This window comes from Methylophaga thiooxydans DMS010 (assembly GCF_000156355.1).
GTDB lineage: Bacteria > Pseudomonadota > Gammaproteobacteria > Nitrosococcales > Methylophagaceae > Methylophaga > Methylophaga thiooxydans.
In genome coordinates this window covers 520742-538703 of the sequence record NZ_GG657899.1, presented here as the reverse complement: position 1 = coordinate 538703, position 17962 = coordinate 520742, and the positions used below count along the sequence as shown (strand labels likewise).

The following is a 17962-nucleotide window of genomic DNA, read 5'->3' as shown; positions in this document are numbered from 1 at the left end:
AACCTATTCATGGATCCAGACTTTCAGGCCAGGTTTTACCTGTTCAAATAAAGTCAGTAGATCCCTGTTATGCATTCGGATACAACCATGTGACAAGGCTTGCCCCATCGGCAGGGCATCCGGACAGCCATGGATGTATATGTAACGACGCATTGTATCAACATTTCCTAATCGGTTTTTACCGAGTTCGAGACCGCTTAGCCAGAGAATACGCGTTAGAATCCAGTCTCTATCGGGAAATGTCTTACCTAAATCAGGTGTATAGCGCTCTCCAGTAGGTCGTCTGCCAACAAAAACCGTATTTACGGGTTGGCCTTGACCAATACAGGCGCGGATCTGATGCCAACCGCGCGGCGTGCCACCACTGCCCTCTTTTTCGCCAGGCCCGTTCAGTGCGGTAGATACCGCTGCACTGAACACTAGCTTATCGTGATGCCAGAGTTGGCAGTGTTGCGCTGAGATAGAAATATCTAACCACGTGGTCGGCATGGTTTTCGCCATAACGTTTTTTTACCTTTTGTATTGGTTAGCACATTAACAAAGCTGACTCTTCGATGTGACGCTTCCGTTACTTGTGTCTAATTTGATAAGCCAGCCTGACACCCCACCAAGTATAAAGGTAAGACAGTGTCAGTAAAAAAAGGGCGACTAAGGCGAGCCATAAAAACCAGTCAGTTCGATACTGGTGAGGTAGTGTCTCCTCTACAAGCAAGGTTTGATATTGCTGCTCGTCGATTTCATTAATGGCGGCAGAAAACTCTTCTAATGAGCCGGCCTCAAAGGCTTGGTAAGGCACGTTCAAGGTTTTAAAAAAAGCATGAATCTTACGCTCGGGCATATCCAGCCACAACAAACTATCGTTGTCTGAGCTATCTAAAGTCATTCCTCGCATGGACCGTAAATATATCCAATACAAACTGAGCTTCATGTCTGGATAAGTTCGCGCTAAATAACGCTTCTGCTCATCCGTAAAAACCTGTCCACCATCCGAAATCAGCAATATATTGCGCGAGCCGCGGTAGTCTTCCCGCTGATACATATCAGCCGCTAATTTTAATGCAGAAAAAATATTCGTTTTAGATAAGCCTTTTCCCAAGCCCCCCGCTTCCACCGTTGCCAACACGGCTGCCTTGTTATAGGTCAAGCGTAAAATTTCAGTGGGTTTATCACTAAACAAAACATAACCAAACCGATCATCAGGTCGCCGCTTCACAAACTCGACCAGATAATCACGTGAGACTTTTCGTTTACTGCGTATGAGTTCTTTCTCGACGGGAAGGCTATTTAACGGACGACGCGCAAATATATCGTCCATACTGCGGCTTCGATCCAAAAGCACAATAAACTCTGCACCCTGACGGTAACGTTCAACCGTCTTTTCTGGTGTAAACGGTCCCGCCAAGGTCATCAGAAGTGCCATGATGACGCAGCTGGCGAGACCTTTATGAGTAATACTGAGTAGCGTAGAAAAGCGGTCGACGGGTAAGAGTTTATCCCACACCACTTTCTTTTCAGTGTTGTGGCTCAACCACGGGAGTATTGCCAAAGGCAACAGCAAAAGCAGGTAAGGTGAGGCCCAGCTCAGCCCCAACATAAAACTAATATCGGGCTATCATTCAGCCACAATGAACAAGGCTTGGCGGCCGCCTTAATCATCCGTCTTTGCAATCCAACCGTAAGGCAGGTAGACAAGTAAGATAAGAATCAATGCCAACCCCGACAACCAGGCATATAAATCATAATCGACGGTTAACTCTCGGGTTTGCGATGCTTCACGAATTTGATCGACTAATTGTGCCGGCTTCGTGGGTGAAGCCACATAATCAAAACCGACCCGATTCGCTAATGTTTCCAAATGTGCTTTTTTCTGCGATGACAAATGCTCTGTGCGAGGACTATTGGTATTAATTGTAGTATCAGCTTGCATCGACGCATAGACATCCTGATGCATCACATCATTGACAGCCCAGACCCCTTCAACCTCACCGGCTTCATTGGTTTTCGGGATCGGTAATAAATCATCGCCCCCCACCCCAACTAATAAACCACGAATCTCACCGGGTGTCCCGGCAAACTTGGGAAATAATGACTCATGAATAGGCGGTGACTCATGACCATCGGTGAGCATCACAATAGTCGGCTGTGGATCGATCTCTTTCGCCTGACGGATGGCAGTATAGGCTGCTTTTGATACCTCACTGGAACGTGCCCATGCCATGTGTGGCTCGAACTGCTCAAGCATTTGTCTTAAATCATGGTAGCTGGAACAGACCTCGACCGGATTCATCAAAATCAAACTTCTAGCTTCACTGAAGATTGCCAGCCCAGCGTGTGCACCACACGGCATTTCCAACATGGCTCTACGAGTGAAATCTTTCGCCCAAGTCAGGCGGCTTACTTTTTCACCATCGTGCTCCACATCCTGCACATTCATACTGTCCGTAATATCGAGCACAAACAGTGTGTCCATGATTTTAACATCGCGCGGTACCTGCGGCAGCCATAATGCCGCCATAATAAGTATCAGTGCTGATGCCATGATGACTGCTGTCAGCAAAATACGTTTCTGATAGCTCAAAATCATGGTAAATCTACCTTAAAGCCCTTACTTTCAATCGAGCGTCGGCTACTGATGACATTTTTTTCGAAATCATCATTATTAGCCGGATCCTCAGAAACAACACGTAACGCTATTTCAAGGTTATATCGTGCATCCCACATATCAGGTCGAAGCGAGAGAGCACTGCGATAATCTTGCTTGGCCAGCTCCACTAATGGTATCTGCCGACCATCAGAAGCGGTCATGGATAAGGCTTCACGTAAGTTGATATTACCACGGTTGTAATAAGCTGCTGGCAATAGAGAGGCATCATGCGTGCCCAACACCTGGGTCCACTTATCTAAAGCCAAATCATGCTCACCGAGCCGTTCAAGTTGAATGGCATTTGCAAACTGGGCTCTCGAATCGCTTGGAACCTCATCAAAAGCGGTGGGATCTTCGATATAGGCATCTACCTGATGTTTTTGCCACAGCATCACAGCTGTTACGATAACCAAAACCGCACTACCCACAATTGTCAGGTTAAGCAACCAGTGCGCACTTACTAAAAATTTATTCATGGGCTTTTTTCACTCCCCAGAAGGTATAAAGGTGGGATGTGGCCAATAACAGCATCGCCAACATCGCAATCCATAACAACAGATCTGATTTAGGTTCATGTGGCAGCGTTTCTTCAACAATTAAAGTTTGATACTGCTGCCTGTCAATTTCAGCCATCGCTTCGGCAAATGCTTCTAATGAGCCGGCTTCGAAGGCACGGTAAGGCACACCTATCGTCTGGAAAAACTTATGTAATTTTCGTTCAGGTATATCAGCCCACAATAAGTTGTCATCTTCCCCCTCATCCAGACTCATTTCCTGGTTGGACTTTAAGTAAATCCAGTAAATACTCAGGTTCATTTCTTTATAGAGTCGGCTGATTTGTTCTTTGGCTTCAGCACTTAATTGCTGACCACCATCAGACACCAACAACACGATTCTTGAGCCACGATAGGTTTGTCCTTCAAACATACCGGCACTACTGACTAAAGCTTCTGCCATATTGGTATCAGACAAGCCTTTGCCTAAGGCATTGGCATTAATCGTTGCCAGAATCGATTCTTTATCATAGGTCAGTGGTAGTAAATTGATGGCTTTAGTACTGAAAAATACAAACCCAAACCGGTCATCCGGGCGGTTTTTCACAAACTCAGTGAGGTAATCACGCGCCACACTTCGTTTAGAGTTATCACCACCGACACTGACGGCAGCAGCCTGTGTTTTTACTGCAAAAGGCGCGTCCATACTGCGACTGCGATCAAGTAGCAATACAATCTCAGCCCCCTCTCCTAGCCGCTCTACTTTTTGCTCAGGCACATTCGGCCCAGCTAAGGCTAAAAGGAGCATCATAATCACTAAAGAAGACAACAGTTTCAGCGCAAGACTAATCACATTAGACAGTGGATCAGCAGGTACTAAATTAACCCAAGCTACCGTTTTATCGAGATTATGGTTAAACCATGGCAGCAACGCTAAAGGCAATAATGCCAACACCCATGGCTGAAACCATTCGAGACCGAATATCGTCATGCGACTCGCTCCTGAGCACGACAGTTTTTAGCAAGCTCTAGAATCTGATAAAAGTCTTTTTGCTCACCACCTTTAGCACTAAAGAAATGTGCAGCAGATTGTTGATAAAAACTTTCAATATCCTTTTGCATCGGCATCAACCAAGGACAGCATTCCCACAGTTGGTCTAAATGACTATTAATGACCACTCTACCCGCACTGCGGTTAAATGCATGGTGCAGACTACGACTCGCTTTATCCGCATCTTTACGGCCAAGCAGACGCATTTTATTCAACTCAAACATGGCCTCAGCAAATGGCAATCGCTGACGCGGGCGCAGACCAAAATGCCAAATCAGCCAAATCAATGTGGCGAATAACAAAACCGCTAACGCAACCCATAAACGAACTTGCAGAAAGTTATCGCTCTGAGTTTTCAGATTAATATCACCGCGCGGCACCAGATTACCCTGGGTGTCCTGCTGTTCAAGAAAAGAACCGATTTGCATCGGCACTGACGGCACGGTGATAAATTCGCCATCTTGAGTACGTAATTGAATTTCAGGTGTGGCAACTTGCCGGTTTTCAGCAGGCACATTCACCAATTGAAAATGGAGCTTCATTTGACGCTCTGATAACTCACTGTCGTGTAAAAACAACCAGTGCCCATAGCGTTTATCGTGCGAAGGCAGGCTATGAGTATCGAGCTCAGATACGGCAACAGGTAACTCTACCGTGGCAGTAATGTGATCACCAATTAATAAACCCCAACTGCGATCCAAAGTAACTTTGGTATCTGCAGCAGTAGCCGACATCGTATATAAAAAAGTTAAGAACAGGGCTATAAAGCGCATCGTTGCATCCCTATGATTTTTTCATGGCATAAAAGTATTCAGTCAACTGCTGTGGGGTAATATCACCCTCAACAAACAATGGCCTGATGCGATATCGCATAAAACACTCAGTCAGCTGTGCAAAATGGTCATCCATTCGCTGCTGCCAGCGCTTCTTCATACCCGGCCGCATCCACACACTGTGGCGTTGACCTGTTTCGGCATCACGCGTTTCTGCCCAACCAGCATGGGATGGGAAGTGATCGACATCATCATGACGCCAGACTATCGGTATCACGGTGTAGTGCGACAGCTTTCGCAAACTGCGTTCTACCAGACTCAGGTCATAACAAAAGTCGGATGCCAGAAACACCATCGCCCGTTTGTTACTGATTAAGTCTGCAGCCTGAAATAAGCCATCAGCCCCTGGTGCTTCAGGCGCTTTCGCATTCATTATCTTTTCTGCAGCAAACGCCGGCATACTGCGCTGGGTGGTAGGCATAATGCTGACATCCTGACGCCAGACAGAATCAAATGCCGCCATCGCAAACCTATCACCTCGACCAATCCCACTATGCGCAATCATATGTGCCAGCTTGGCCAGTCTTTCATGGTTAACACTGGCAACTGACATCGATTTACTGATATCGGCAAGTAACCATAAGGTAATCGACGCACGCTGCTGATAACGCTTAACCAGCCAACGCTGGCTTTCCTGCTGACTGATATCTGCCGCCTGACTTCTCAAACTGGCACGAATATCCAAACGTCTCGGATCGGGGTAATCAAACAAGTCGGCAAAACCGGCAAAGCGATCTCCACTCCCTAACGCCGTGCCACTATGCGCGCCAGGTACATGTCCGAACACTTTCTCCGGGAAACGATAATTAAACTCCTGCGGTTGCAGGTTTTTGATTGCCATAATAATTAAGGTGTTGCGATATGATCGCGAAGTGCACGCACGAACAAAGGCATGATTTGTTCACGACGACCTTCGTAGACCGGAGACAAAAATACACGGTGTGTCATTGTCGGTAACAGCACGGTATGGACATCATCTGGCAAAACATGGTCACGACCCTCTAACCACGCCGCTACTTTGGCAGCTCTGACCATAGATGACATGCCACGGACGCTGGCGCCAGCGACCACCAGATCTTCCACGTAAATGTCTTCCAACTCGATGCCAAGCTTATGTGGCTCCCAACTGGCATCCCATAAGCGCACCACATAATTTTCTATCTCAGGAGAAACAAAGATAGATTGCTGAATTTCACGATCTAATTGATTCAGATCACGGTAATCCAATAAGGGTTCACTAATTGTTGATAACAAGGCATCAACATCATGGAAAGCAGGATCAAAAATCAGTTTACGACGGTTTTCATCATCGGTCGGACGGCTGATATTAATCTCAAACAAAAACCGGTCGCGTGCTGCGGCACTTAATTCGAACGTTTCTTCTTTTTCAACCGCGTTTCTATCGGCAAACACCACCATATGAGGAAAGCGATATTCCTCACCAAAGGCATCGACACTTCTTTCTGCCATCGCTCTTAACAGCAGTGATTGAACCTGAGGACGGGCACGGTTAATCTCATTAAAGAAGAACACCGCCGTTTCTTCGCCCTGAGCAATCAGTGGCCCCGGATCGATGACCGGTTTGCCTTCAGCATTAACCCATGCACTGTAAAGTAAGTCATTGGGCATCAAGTCAACACTACCTTCGATACGACCGAATACCCCGCCTAATGCTTTAGAAAATGCTCTAAGCAAGGTGGTTTTACCGACACCGACACCACCTTCCAACAGTACATGTCCGCGAGCATGCAAGGCAATCAAAATCAGACGTACTGCCTGTTGCTGACCGACAACGACTTTATTCACTACATTTTCTAACTCCAACGCATGGTCACGCGCCGTCTGTAAAAGCTGAGATTCAGCCATATTCTCTCTCCTCGTTATATTTTTTTTGCTGGACTACTCTACCAAGCATACTTAAAAAAAGTCATCCCAATCCAGACAAACCCGACTGTGGTTATAGCAAAACTCACCGCAGAAAAAATTTTCCAGATAGTTTTATCCCAAAATTCCATATCAAACGCACCGATAATAAAAATCGTGGGATTGGTGAAACCACCAATTGCCATACACCAGCATGCTGCCGTCGGTAACGCTAAACTAGCCCCCTTGGCTGCCCCATAGAATGCCAAGCTGAACAGTGCCATCAGGGCATAATCAACGTGGCCTCGGATCATCGTTTTATAATCAATAATAAAATCATCCACGCCCGGCACTGGAAACCATTTAGCAAAGGTCATCAACCACGCAGATAGAATTAATGCAGCGATCATCGCAACAGCGCCTAGTAATAATACGTCCATCTTTGCTCCTCGTTCTGTGTTTTTAGCCGGTGTTAATTAAACCCTGCTTCAAGCTGAACCACATCAGATATCTACCCCAGAACAACGGGCAAATTGCCCGAGCATGGTTATTCGCTTTCAACACACTGTCTAAATGCCTAAACTAGATTTAACTTTCACCCAGTGACATACCAATGAACCTGCAAGCACAACTATTAGCCAGAATTTTATTGATTGCTGTTATCTGCCTCAGCACCAGTGCCTGGTATGTGCTGTACCAGACCAACCAGCAATCGATACTTGAGGCAGAGCAAACCGCAAAACGTATTGAGCGCCAGACACGTCAACAACTGCTGGATATGTTTCAACGTTATGACTTTTCCAGTCCATTCCCTGATGTCAATTTGTGGCGAGGTATCGGCGGCGTGCCGGGGTCTTGTACTCAGTTTCTGTCTCGAACTCAAAGCCGCCAGCGTAGCTTGTGTAATGATGTCACAGAACCAGAAAAAAAATACCCATCCTGGTTTGCCAGCTTTTATAAGCAGTTCTTCACCCCGGATCAGGAAGTAAGAAAAACAGTCAATTTCAATGCGATTAAATACGGCACGATACTGGTCAGCCTAAACACCCATATAGAAACAGCCCGTGCCTGGAGCAATCTGCGTGCAGTGATCGGCGTGATGACTGTGACGATTCTAGCTTTATGTACATTGGTGTTTTTTACTATTGGCCGCATGTTGAAACCTGCCCACCATATCGTTAAAGGGCTGGAAAGAATGCGTGAAGGCGAATTAAGTCTGCGCTTACCAGCCTTTGATATCGTTGAGTGGAAACGCACCAGTGAAGCCATCAATGCCCTTGTCAGCTCACAAGAAGCGACACTGGCAGAAAATCAACGGCTAGCGCTTAAATTAATGAATGCCCAAGAAGAAGAACATCGCTATATCTCGCGTGAACTGCATGATGAGTTTGGTCAATGTCTGGCTGGGATTAATGCAGTTACAACTTCTATCGCTCAAACCGCTAAAAAGGAATGCCCTGCACTGTTAGATGAGGTCAACTCTATCAGTCATATCACCGCGCATATGATGACGGCTTTACGTAATCTACTGACACGTCTGCGTCCGGCAGACGTCGATGATTTAGGGCTAAGCAGCAGCTTGCAGCAATTGATAAGAAGCTGGAATAAGCGCAGTGGTGACCAGACCCAATATCAGATTCATATAGATAACCGCGTCGATAATTTGCCGGAACCATTACCGGTTAACCTTTACCGTATTGTGCAGGAATGTCTGACGAATATTGCTAAACATGCCAGAGCAAGCAAAGCGGATATTAAACTGACATATGCTAAGGCCGATGAGATCACCTTAATTATCCGCGACGATGGTATTGCCGAAGCTGACTCCTTTACAAATACGATGGGCATTGGCCTGCTGGGTATTCATGAGCGCGTCACCGCCTTAGGGGGCCAGTTCACTCTGCACACCGAACAAACAGGCGGACTGGTTGTTGCCATTCGTTTGCCTGTCTCTAACACCCCATTTGAGAACAGCAATAATGACTAATGTAATCACTATCATGCTGGTTGATGACCATGCCATTGTCAGGGAAGGTTACCGTTCCTTACTACAAAAACAGGATAACCTTGAAGTGATAGCCGAAGCTTGTGATGGTACTGAGGCCTACAGCCAATATAAAAAATATCAACCCGATATAGTAGTAATGGATATTTCATTGCCGGGACAAAGTGGTTTGAAAGCCATTGAGCGTATTCGTCAGTTTGATGCTAAAGCCAAAATCTTGGTTTTCAGCATGCACCAGAACCCCAGTTTTGCATTGCAGGCAACACGTGCTGGTGCCTTAGGCTACATCACAAAAAGCAGCGATCCCGAGGATCTTATTCGCGCTATCGCTGAAGTGGCCAAAAACAAACACACATTGAGCGCGGATATTGCCCAAGCTTTAGCAATGGAGAAGTTAGGTCAGGAACAGTCCGCCCTCGATGAACTGACTGTCAGGGAATTTGAAATATTACGTTTATTGGTTGATGCTAAATCGAATCAGGACATTGCTGAATTGCTCAATATCAGCCCTAAAACAGTGTCTAACTCACACTACATCATTAAAAAGAAATTAGGCGTCAGCAGTGATATTGAACTTACCCGCCTTGCCATAAAAATGAACCTCGTCAACCTGTTGGATCTGGTCGACGAGGCACATGAAGACAATTCTCAATAAACCGGCTTATGCCGCTTTCGTGTCTTTCTCATCAAACTCATTTCGAATGATGTAATCAAAGGCACCTAATGCAGCACGCGCACCATCCCCCATCGCCATAATGATTTGCTTGTATGGGATGGTTGTCACGTCACCAGCCGCAAACACACCGGGTAGTGAAGTTTGGCCGTGGTTATCAATTTCAATTTCACCAAACTTGCTCAAATCAATAGTATCTTGCAACCAATCAGTGTTGGGCAATAAACCGATCTGAACAAATACGGCATTCAATGAAACAGTGTGTTTCTGCTCGGTGGCACGGTCAACATAAATCAAGCCATTAACTTTACCATCAGCGCCGGTAATCTCTGTGGTTTGAGCTCCTGTGATCACTTCAACATTATCAAGCGAGAACAGTTTCTTCTGTAACACCGCATCGGCACGCAACTCACCGTTGAACTCAATCAAGGTAACGTGACCGACGATCCCCGCCAAATCAATTGCTGCCTCAACCCCCGAGTTACCACCACCGATAACCGCTACCGGTTTACCTTTAAATAACGGTCCATCACAGTGTGGGCAGTAAGCGACGCCATGACCGCGGTACTCTCGTTCACCGGGTACACCCAGCTCACGCCAGCGCGCACCAGTCGCCAGGATTACTGTTTTACTGCTTAAAATCGCACCACTTTCAAGTTCGACTTCGACCATCTTGTCTTTCTTGCTCAGGGCTTTAGCTCGCTGCAAATTCATCACGTCAACCTCGTACTCTTTGACGTGTTCTTCCAGAGCGGCGACCAGTTTCGGTCCTTCTGTCTCTTTAACAGAGATAAAGTTTTCAATCGCCATCGTGTCCATCACCTGACCACCAAAACGTTCTGCCACGATACCGGTTCGAATACCTTTGCGTGACGCATAGATAGAAGCTGACGCACCGGCAGGACCACCACCAATGATTAAGACATCAAAGTCATCTTTTTGATTGATCTTTTCTGCTTCTCGTTTTACTGCTCCGGTGTCGAGTTTGGCAATAATTTCTGGCAAAGTCATACGCCCCTGACCGAAGTTTTCACCATTGAGGTAAACCGTTGGCACCGCCATGATCTGACGTTTATCCACTTCCTCCTGATACAGGGCACCATCAATCATGGTGTGACTGATATTAGGGTTGTGCACAGCCATTACATTCAGTGATTGCACTACTTCCGGACAGTTTTGGCATGACAATGAAATATACGTTTCGAAGTGATATTCACCTTCCAGACTTTTTATCTGCTCAATCACTTCTTCATCTAATCGTGTTGGATGCCCGCCTGTGTGAAGCAAAGCCAAAACCAGTGAAGTAAATTCATGCCCCATTGGAATACCTGCGAAACGAATTTTCTCGTCGCCTTGTGGCTGCTTGATTTGGAAAGACGGTTTACGCGGATCGCTGTCGGCATCTTCAATAAAGTTGATTTGAGATGACATGTCAGCAATTTCCTGCAATAAGTCGCGCATTTCTTTGGCTTTGGCACTGTCATCCAACGCAGCAATCAGCTCGATTGGGCGTTTGATGTTGTCCAGATAGCCTTTTAATTGAGTGCCGATGTTTGCATCCAACATAATAAATACCTGTTATTAATTAACTATGGTTAATGCTGTCCGGGCATGATTGCCCGGACAGACTTGTGGCAATTTAGATTTTGCCAACCAGATCCAATGAAGGAGACAGAGTCTCTTCACCTGGCTGCCATGAAGCAGGACATACTTCACCGTCGTGAGTCGCGACGTATTGTGCTGCTTGTACTCTACGTACCAGATCTTTCGCACTACGACCGATACCCAGATCGTTGATTTCTGCTGCTTTGATAACACCTTCTGGGTTAACAATAAATGTACCGCGCAGAGCCAGACCTTCTTCTTCGATCATCACTTCAAAGTTACGGCTGATTCGGCCTGTCGCATCACCCAGCATAGGGAATTTGATTTTCTTGATGGTGTCAGACGCATCATGCCAAGCTTTGTGTGTGAAGTGCGTGTCTGTAGAAACAGAGTAAACTTCAACACCCATTTCTTGCAGTTGTTCGTAATGATCTGCCACATCACCCAGTTCTGTTGGGCAAACAAACGTAAAGTCTGCTGGGTAGAATACGAACACAGCCCATTTACCTTTCAAATCTTCGCTTGAAACATCGACGAATTCGCCGTTGTGGTATGCCGTTGTTTTGAATGGTTTGATTTCTGTATTAATCAGTGTAGACATTATTAGCTCCTTTAATTGGGATACGTGTCGTAATTGACAGTGTGCATTGTAGTCGAGCCTTATGGATAGGTACAACGACTTAATTCTATTGTTATGATTGGTAAAAGCGATTGGGTAAATACAGCTATAAAAAAAGCCCTTGAAGTCAAAGCTTCAAGGGCTTTTTTTTTGAAGTAATGTAATCTTAACGGTTGCAGATATACATAGTTACTTCAAAACCGAAACGCATATCTGAATATTCTGGTTTAGTCCACATGATAAAAATCCTCGTAATTTTGTTTACGTCATCTGAACAATTTCCGATGACGTAACGACATCCTAATCAATTCAAGCAAACAAAAGAATCAGTCCTTTCCGCTAATACACTCAGGATTTTTCTGACTACTTAGTTCAAGAGCGCCGTTTAATTTCAACTAACATACGGCCAATTGCAGAGGTCAATAAACGCAGATCGGTCTCGTTGATTATATATGGCGGCATAATGTAGATCATGGTTCTGAACGGTCTAATCCAGACCCCTTGCTCCACAATGAACTCTGGCAACCAATCCATACAATCATCCAAAGGTTGATTGAGCTCAACCACGCCAATTGCCCCCTTGACTCTGACCTCTTTCACTATCTCATGCTGCTCATACGGTCTCAGCTCAGCTTCTAACTGTTGTGCAATATTGGCAACATTGTTCTGCCAATCAGATTCCATTAATAAATCGATACTTTCGACTGCAACCCGGCAGGCTAATGGGTTCGCCATAAAGGTAGGCCCGTGCATCAATACACCATTTCCATCCGCGGCAATGCCATCCGCAACCTTTTGATTACAGAGAGTGGCAGCCAAGGTCATGTAACCACCCGTTAATGCTTTTCCAAGACATAAAATATCCGGTACGATGCCTGCCTGTTGGTAAGCAAACAAACTACCGGTACGACCAAAGCCTGTGGCAATCTCATCAAAGATGAGTAATACGCCATACTGATCACACAATGCACGCACCTGTCGTAAATACTCAGGGCAATACATTCGCATACCACCTGCACCCTGTACCAACGGTTCAAGAATGACAGCAGCCAGCTCGTGATGGTGTTCATCTATTAATGACCTGAACTCAGCAATATCAGTATCTTGCCAATCTTCATCACGCTGGCACTCAGGTGCTGGGGCAAATAGGTGTTTCGGCAACACGTTGTCAAACATGGAGTGCATACCATTAACCGGATCACAGGCCGACATGGCGCCAAAGGTATCGCCATGGTAACCATTACGAACCGTCAGCAAACGTTGTTTGTGTGTGTTTCCTTGAGCAAACCAGTGTTGAATCGCCATCTTGATGGCTACTTCCACTGACACTGAGCCCGAATCAGCCAAAAACACATACTGCAAACTGTCATCGGTAATTTCAATCAGCCTTTTCGCCAGATTAATAGCTGGTTCGTGGGTTAGGCCACCAAACATCACGTGAGACATTTTATCGAGTTGCTCTCGGGCAGCCTGGTTCAATCTGGGATGGTTGTAGCCATGAATCGTGGACCACCAAGATGACATACCATCTACTATTTGGCGGCCATCGGCTAATGTAAGGCGAACCCCGCTAGCAGAATCGACCTCATGTAAAACCGGCGGATGAGCAACACTGGTGTAGGGATGCCAGATATGGGCAGCATCAAATTCTAAATTGGTAGATTTTTTCATGCGCCGATCATAGCAGTAGTCGCTGATTTACCCAATCAGATGAAAGCTGGCAACAATATCTAGCCTGCTATAAGCTAACAGATAAGCAAGCAAGGAAAGGCATCATAAATGGGCCAAGAAATTGCAGGTGCAAACTTTGTCAGCAAGGACTTTGCTCGGTTTCGCAAGCATTTAGCTGATGAAACACAGCGACTTGAACAACGCTTTGCCAATACGCTTCAGCAGCAGGATATTCGCTACGCGGGCTTGGAATTAGAAGCTTGGTTGATCGACCAAACCATGTACCCTGCCCCCATCAACGATGCATTCCTGTCTATTCTGCATGACCCGATGGCCAATGCCGAGCTTGCAAAATTCAATATTGAGTTCAATACCGAACCACTGCCACTGACCCATGATTGTTTGAGTCGTCTCCACAGGCAATTACAAAATGCATGGTCCAACGCAAGTCAGCAGGCTCAGAAACTCGATAGCGAACTACTCATGACGGGGATCTTAGCTACCCTGGAGCAACATGATCTGAATCCACTTAATATGTCGGATATGAATCGCTACCGCGCTTTGAATGAACAAATTCTGGCATCACGCGGCCAACCCGTAAGATTAGACATCACTGGCGAAGACCACTTAAAACTCTCGCACAATGACGTCATGCTGGAGTCCGCCGCCACATCATTACAGTTACACACCCAAATTCCACTCACGATTGCACACCATTTTTATAATGCCTCGATCATGGCTTCAGCCGCTGTGGTTGCAGTTTCAGCGAATTCACCGTTCTTATTTGGTCATAGTTTATGGCAGGAAACACGGATCCCGTTGTTTGAGCAGGCTATCGAATCGGGTGGCTTTGATGGTGCGTCTCACGGGCCTGTCAAACGTGTCAGTTTCGGCAGCGATTACGCACGGCATTCCATTTTTGAATGTTTTCAGGAAAATCTGGATCATTTTCCCGTTTTACTTCCCGTTGATCTGGGTGAAGCGACTGATGCACTCGAATACCTCAGGTTACACAATGGCACCATTTGGCGCTGGAACCGTCCGATCGTCGGTTTTAGTGGTGATAAGCCGCACGTCAGAGTAGAACATCGCACTCCGGCGGCCGGCCCCACTGTGAGCGATATGATGGCCAACGCGGCCTTTTATTACGGTCTGAGTCACGCTTTTTGTGATCGCTTGATCGCTCGTGGTGTTGAGCTATCATTTGCAGATGCACGCGATAACTTTTATAAAGCCGCTCGCTATGGCCTCGACGCACATATTGTCGATTTAAATGGTCAGCATCAACGCATACAAAAATATATCTTAGATGAATTACTGCCTCTGGCTGCACAGGGGTTGGATAAGTTGAATATCGAAGACGCAGAGAAACAACATTATCTCAGTATCATCGAAACCAGAGTAGAAAAGCACCAAACGGGGAGTGATTGGCAGCGAGCCTTTATCAACAAGCATGGTAAAGATTTCCAAAAACTGACACGGCAGTATTTGTTTCATCAACAACAAGGTGAGGTGGTGAGCGAATGGCCCATTTAAAGACTGAACTCTTACAACAACGTGATCAATTACCTGAAAGGTTGCTTGATATATCTGCTCAAGATCTACACCAGGTACTGCCTCAACCCACCTTGTTGCACCTTAAAGGCAAGCAAAGCAACACCTTGTTTATATCCGTCATGCTGCATGGTAACGAAACTACCGGCCTCTATGCAGTGCAGACCTTATTGAAAAAATATCAATCCAAGTTATTGCCTCGTAACGTATCAATCTTTTTTGGCAATGTGCAGGCTGCGCGTGAAGGCCAACGCCGCCTTGATGGTCAGGCAGACTACAACCGCATCTGGCCTGGCACAGAGTTCGACGCCTGCGATGAAACGAGAATGGCACAAAAAGTGGTTGATGTGATGGCACAACGCAATTTATTCGCCAGTGTCGATATTCACAATAACACTGGCCTCAACCCTCATTATGGCTGTATCAATCGCCTCGATCCGGCCTACCAGCAACTGGCTACTTTATTTGCCCGTTTTGTGGTCTACTTCACGCGACCTAAGGGTGTGCAATCAGCCGCATTTGCCGAGTTATGTCCTGCTGTTACCTTGGAGTGTGGCCGCCCCGATCAAACCTATGGCGTGAAGCATGCAGCCGACTTTATTGATAGTTGTTTAAATCTGGCGGAGTTACCCCAAACACCTGTTCACCCACAGGATATTGATCTGTTTCATACAGTGGCGCAGGTAAAAATCAAGAAACACGTTGCTTTCAGCTTTGAAGATGTCAACGTGCCGTTGTTACTGGATCGCGATCTGGAAAAAATGAATTTCTTTGAAGTCCCGGCTGGTACTGCCATCGGCAAATTCGATCAGACAACACCTTTTCCACTGGAAGCTCGTGATGAGCATGGTGATGATGTCAGTGAGCGTTTTTTTGAACTACGTAATCAAGAACTGTTATTTAAACGTCCTACCATGCCGTCAATGATGACACTGAACGAGCGCGTGATTAAACAAGATTGTTTGTGCTATCTGATGGAAAGACTGCAGGGCTGAGCAGCCCTGCAGGATCGACTTATTTGGTCACGCTAAAACTTTCGCCACAGCCACACTCCGAAGTGACATTCGGGTTTCTAAATTTAAAACTCTGGTTCAAGCCTTCTTTAACAAAGTCCAATTCCATGCCTTCCAGCAGTGGCATTGCTTCTTCATTAACAACAACCTTCACATCACTCTGTTCCAGTATCACATCGCCATTACCCAACTCATCGGCGTAGTCCAAGGCATAGCTGTAACCAGAACAGCCACTTTTGACCACACCAATACGCAGACCAATGCCTGACTCGCGTTTAGTCATCATATCGCGTACGCGATTAATTGCTGATTCAGTTAATGTAATCATGTTTCACCTATTCATTAAATGGTTAAAGCGTTCTGCCTCTTTGGCTAACGCCGTGGCCAGTTGTTCTACTTGTTCGACAGTATTTTGCAGCGAAAAGCTCACGCGTACAGCACCTAATGCCGTCAAATCATCAATTTCCATTGCTTTTAAAACGTGGCTAGGCGTTTGTCTGCCGGTGCCACACGCCGAGCCACTCGACACGGCAAAACCTTGTTTATCTAACGCCATCAACATCGTATCGGAATCAAAGCCCTGCAAAGCAAAAAATACGGTATTCGGTAAACGTTGGCTTTGTTCTGCAAAGATGGTGACACCCGGAATGTCATGTAAACGCTTTTCCAACGCCTCGCGCAACTGCTGGCAATGTTGCTGATACTCAGCGAGATGCGATGTGACATACTCAGCGGCAGCACCGAACCCGACTATCGCCGCGACATTTTCGGTCCCACTACGTTTATCATCTTCTTGCCCGCCACCTAAAATGTAGCTGGGCCACTCCAAATCAGGCGAGACAATCAAAGCACCGATGCCCTTGGGGCCACCAAACTTATGCGCCGACAAAGTCATCATATCGACTCCTGAGGCGTTAAAGTCGAGCTCTAACTTTCCTGCAGCCTGCACCGCATCGCATAAAAAAGGAACGCCTTTTTGCTTACATATTGATGCGAGCGTGGGAATATCCTGTATCACACCGGTTTCGTTATTCGCCCACATCACCGACACCAGACGCGTCGTATCATCGATCATGTCAGTAAGCGTGTCAGCTTCGACAATGCCTGCTGGGTTCACTGGAATCAGTTCAAATTCAAAACCATGACGTGTTAAACGCTGAGCAGGTTCAAGCATGGCTGGATGTTCAATGGCGCTAACCAGCACTTTGCCATCGTGAAATAGCTCTGCAACGCCTGCTATTGCCTGGTTATTAGCCTCTGTACCACCACTGGTAAATATCACCTGTGAAGGATCAGCATTGACTAAATTGGCTACCTGTTGGCGTGCTTTGTCTAAGGCCGAATGAGCAAAACGGCCAAACCGGTGACTGCTGGATGGATTGCCCTGCTGTTGTTGCAAGTAAGGCAACATCGCATCAAGCACGCCTTCTGCAAGGCCTGCCCCGGCATTATTGTCGAGATAGGTAAAAGCCAATTGAAACCCCGCCTAAACGACGTCGAACTGAATAACGTGCTCGCCGCTATTTTTGTGTTCGTAGCTACTCACGACTTCTGCCAAGGTGATGCCATCCAGATAAACGCGAATTTGATCACTTAGGCTTTGCCATAACTCATGACTCAGACACTTTTCGTCACCATGGCAGTTTTTGCGCCCTTCACACTGCGTACTGTCTACTTTTTCGTCAACCGCAGAAATCACATCAAGGACCGTAATATCCTCCGCTGAACGACTCAGTCGATAACCGCCACCGGGACCACGTGAGCTACTCACCAGCCCTTGTTTACGCAGCCGAGCAAATAATTGCTCAAGATAAGATAAGGAAATACCCTGCCTTTCTGAGATGTCCGCTAAGGTAATCGCACCTAAACCGTAATTCAGGCTGAGATCAAGCATCGCGGTGACCGCGTAGCGCCCTTTCGTGGTTAAACGCATGAGT

Annotated in this window: 20 protein-coding genes; 4 read left to right on the top strand and 16 right to left on the bottom strand. The window is 46.3% G+C overall.

The genetic code is table 11. The features are described from left to right. Positions 1-3: 3 nt before the first annotated feature. The 9 genes from MDMS009_RS11465 to MDMS009_RS11425 form a co-directional block, all read right to left on the bottom strand. Entirely contained in the window at positions 4-501 is a 498-nt protein-coding gene (locus tag MDMS009_RS11465; RefSeq protein WP_008291606.1) for a L,D-transpeptidase, read from the bottom strand. Positions 502-568: 67 nt separating this feature from the next. Next, the gene (locus MDMS009_RS11460; RefSeq protein WP_008291300.1) at positions 569-1594 is read right to left on the bottom strand and encodes a vWA domain-containing protein; all 1026 of its coding nucleotides are present in this window, start codon (positions 1592-1594) and stop codon (positions 569-571) included. A gap of 54 nt (positions 1595-1648) precedes the next feature. Next, positions 1649-2584, bottom strand: a complete 936-nt coding sequence (locus MDMS009_RS11455) for a VWA domain-containing protein (protein ID WP_008291597.1) — start codon at positions 2582-2584, stop codon at positions 1649-1651. Beyond that, entirely contained in the window at positions 2581-3120 is a 540-nt protein-coding gene (locus MDMS009_RS11450) for a tetratricopeptide repeat protein (RefSeq protein WP_008291742.1), read from the bottom strand. Before MDMS009_RS11450 ends, MDMS009_RS11455 begins: the two co-directional genes overlap by 4 nt. After that, positions 3113-4129: a vWA domain-containing protein gene (locus MDMS009_RS11445; RefSeq protein WP_008291435.1), complete on the bottom strand. Its 1017-nt coding sequence runs from the start codon at positions 4127-4129 to the stop codon at positions 3113-3115. The genes MDMS009_RS11450 and MDMS009_RS11445 overlap by 8 nt, the downstream gene beginning before the upstream one ends. Next, complete coding sequence (locus MDMS009_RS11440; protein WP_008291346.1) at positions 4126-4962, bottom strand: hypothetical protein; 837 nt, start codon at positions 4960-4962, stop codon at positions 4126-4128. Before MDMS009_RS11440 ends, MDMS009_RS11445 begins: the two co-directional genes overlap by 4 nt. Before the next feature lie 10 nt (positions 4963-4972). Next, positions 4973-5863 carry a DUF58 domain-containing protein gene (locus MDMS009_RS11435; protein ID WP_008291674.1) on the bottom strand — a complete coding sequence of 297 codons (891 nt, stop codon included), beginning with the start codon at positions 5861-5863 and terminating at the stop codon, positions 4973-4975. Positions 5864-5868: 5 nt separating this feature from the next. Further along, complete coding sequence (locus MDMS009_RS11430) at positions 5869-6888, bottom strand: AAA family ATPase (protein WP_008291257.1); 1020 nt, start codon at positions 6886-6888, stop codon at positions 5869-5871. 38 nt (positions 6889-6926) lie between these two features. Further along, a complete protein-coding gene (locus MDMS009_RS11425) occupies positions 6927-7295 on the bottom strand; it encodes a hypothetical protein (protein ID WP_008291568.1) in 369 nt (122 codons plus the stop codon). A gap of 203 nt (positions 7296-7498) precedes the next feature. Here MDMS009_RS11425 and MDMS009_RS11420 point away from each other — a divergent pair, with 203 nt between their 5' ends. Together MDMS009_RS11420 and MDMS009_RS11415 are read left to right on the top strand one after the other, a co-directional pair. After that, the gene (locus tag MDMS009_RS11420) at positions 7499-8872 is read left to right on the top strand and encodes a sensor histidine kinase (RefSeq protein WP_008291372.1); all 1374 of its coding nucleotides are present in this window, start codon (positions 7499-7501) and stop codon (positions 8870-8872) included. Then, the gene (locus tag MDMS009_RS11415; RefSeq protein ID WP_008291238.1) at positions 8865-9545 is read left to right on the top strand and encodes a response regulator; all 681 of its coding nucleotides are present in this window, start codon (positions 8865-8867) and stop codon (positions 9543-9545) included. The genes MDMS009_RS11420 and MDMS009_RS11415 overlap by 8 nt, the downstream gene beginning before the upstream one ends. A gap of 6 nt (positions 9546-9551) precedes the next feature. Here the strand turns inward: MDMS009_RS11415 and ahpF are convergent, their stop codons facing one another. The 4 genes from ahpF to bioA all read right to left on the bottom strand — a co-directional run bounded on the left by ahpF (position 9552) and on the right by bioA (position 13458). Then, the gene (gene ahpF, locus MDMS009_RS11410; RefSeq protein ID WP_008291728.1) at positions 9552-11129 is read right to left on the bottom strand and encodes an alkyl hydroperoxide reductase subunit F; all 1578 of its coding nucleotides are present in this window, start codon (positions 11127-11129) and stop codon (positions 9552-9554) included. A gap of 73 nt (positions 11130-11202) precedes the next feature. Further along, positions 11203-11769: an alkyl hydroperoxide reductase subunit C gene (gene ahpC / locus MDMS009_RS11405; RefSeq protein WP_008291548.1), complete on the bottom strand. Its 567-nt coding sequence runs from the start codon at positions 11767-11769 to the stop codon at positions 11203-11205. A 184-nt stretch (positions 11770-11953) separates the two neighbouring features. Next, the gene (gene pqqA / locus MDMS009_RS16110; RefSeq protein WP_081443609.1) at positions 11954-12025 is read right to left on the bottom strand and encodes a pyrroloquinoline quinone precursor peptide PqqA; all 72 of its coding nucleotides are present in this window, start codon (positions 12023-12025) and stop codon (positions 11954-11956) included. 134 nt (positions 12026-12159) lie between these two features. Beyond that, on the bottom strand, positions 12160-13458 hold the full coding sequence (gene bioA / locus MDMS009_RS11400) for an adenosylmethionine--8-amino-7-oxononanoate transaminase (RefSeq protein ID WP_008291640.1): 1299 nt from the start codon (positions 13456-13458) through the stop codon (positions 12160-12162). 108 nt (positions 13459-13566) lie between these two features. Between bioA and MDMS009_RS11395 the strand changes: the two genes are divergently transcribed. Beyond that, positions 13567-14994: a glutamate--cysteine ligase family protein gene (locus tag MDMS009_RS11395; RefSeq protein WP_008291615.1), complete on the top strand. Its 1428-nt coding sequence runs from the start codon at positions 13567-13569 to the stop codon at positions 14992-14994. Continuing rightward, a complete protein-coding gene (locus MDMS009_RS11390) occupies positions 14982-16007 on the top strand; it encodes a M14 family metallopeptidase (protein ID WP_008291512.1) in 1026 nt (341 codons plus the stop codon). Before MDMS009_RS11395 ends, MDMS009_RS11390 begins: the two co-directional genes overlap by 13 nt. Before the next feature lie 19 nt (positions 16008-16026). Here the strand turns inward: MDMS009_RS11390 and MDMS009_RS11385 are convergent, their stop codons facing one another. From MDMS009_RS11385 to MDMS009_RS11375, 3 genes are read right to left on the bottom strand one after another with little or no spacing between them, the layout of a single operon-like run. Next, positions 16027-16353 (bottom strand): HesB/IscA family protein, encoded by a 327-nt coding sequence (locus tag MDMS009_RS11385; protein ID WP_008291470.1) that lies wholly within the window; start codon positions 16351-16353, stop codon positions 16027-16029. A 3-nt stretch (positions 16354-16356) separates the two neighbouring features. Beyond that, entirely contained in the window at positions 16357-17499 is a 1143-nt protein-coding gene (locus MDMS009_RS11380; RefSeq protein WP_008291402.1) for a cysteine desulfurase family protein, read from the bottom strand. Between the two features lie 12 nt (positions 17500-17511). Next, the gene (locus MDMS009_RS11375; RefSeq protein ID WP_043888231.1) at positions 17512-17958 is read right to left on the bottom strand and encodes an Rrf2 family transcriptional regulator; all 447 of its coding nucleotides are present in this window, start codon (positions 17956-17958) and stop codon (positions 17512-17514) included. Positions 17959-17962 lie beyond the last annotated feature (4 nt).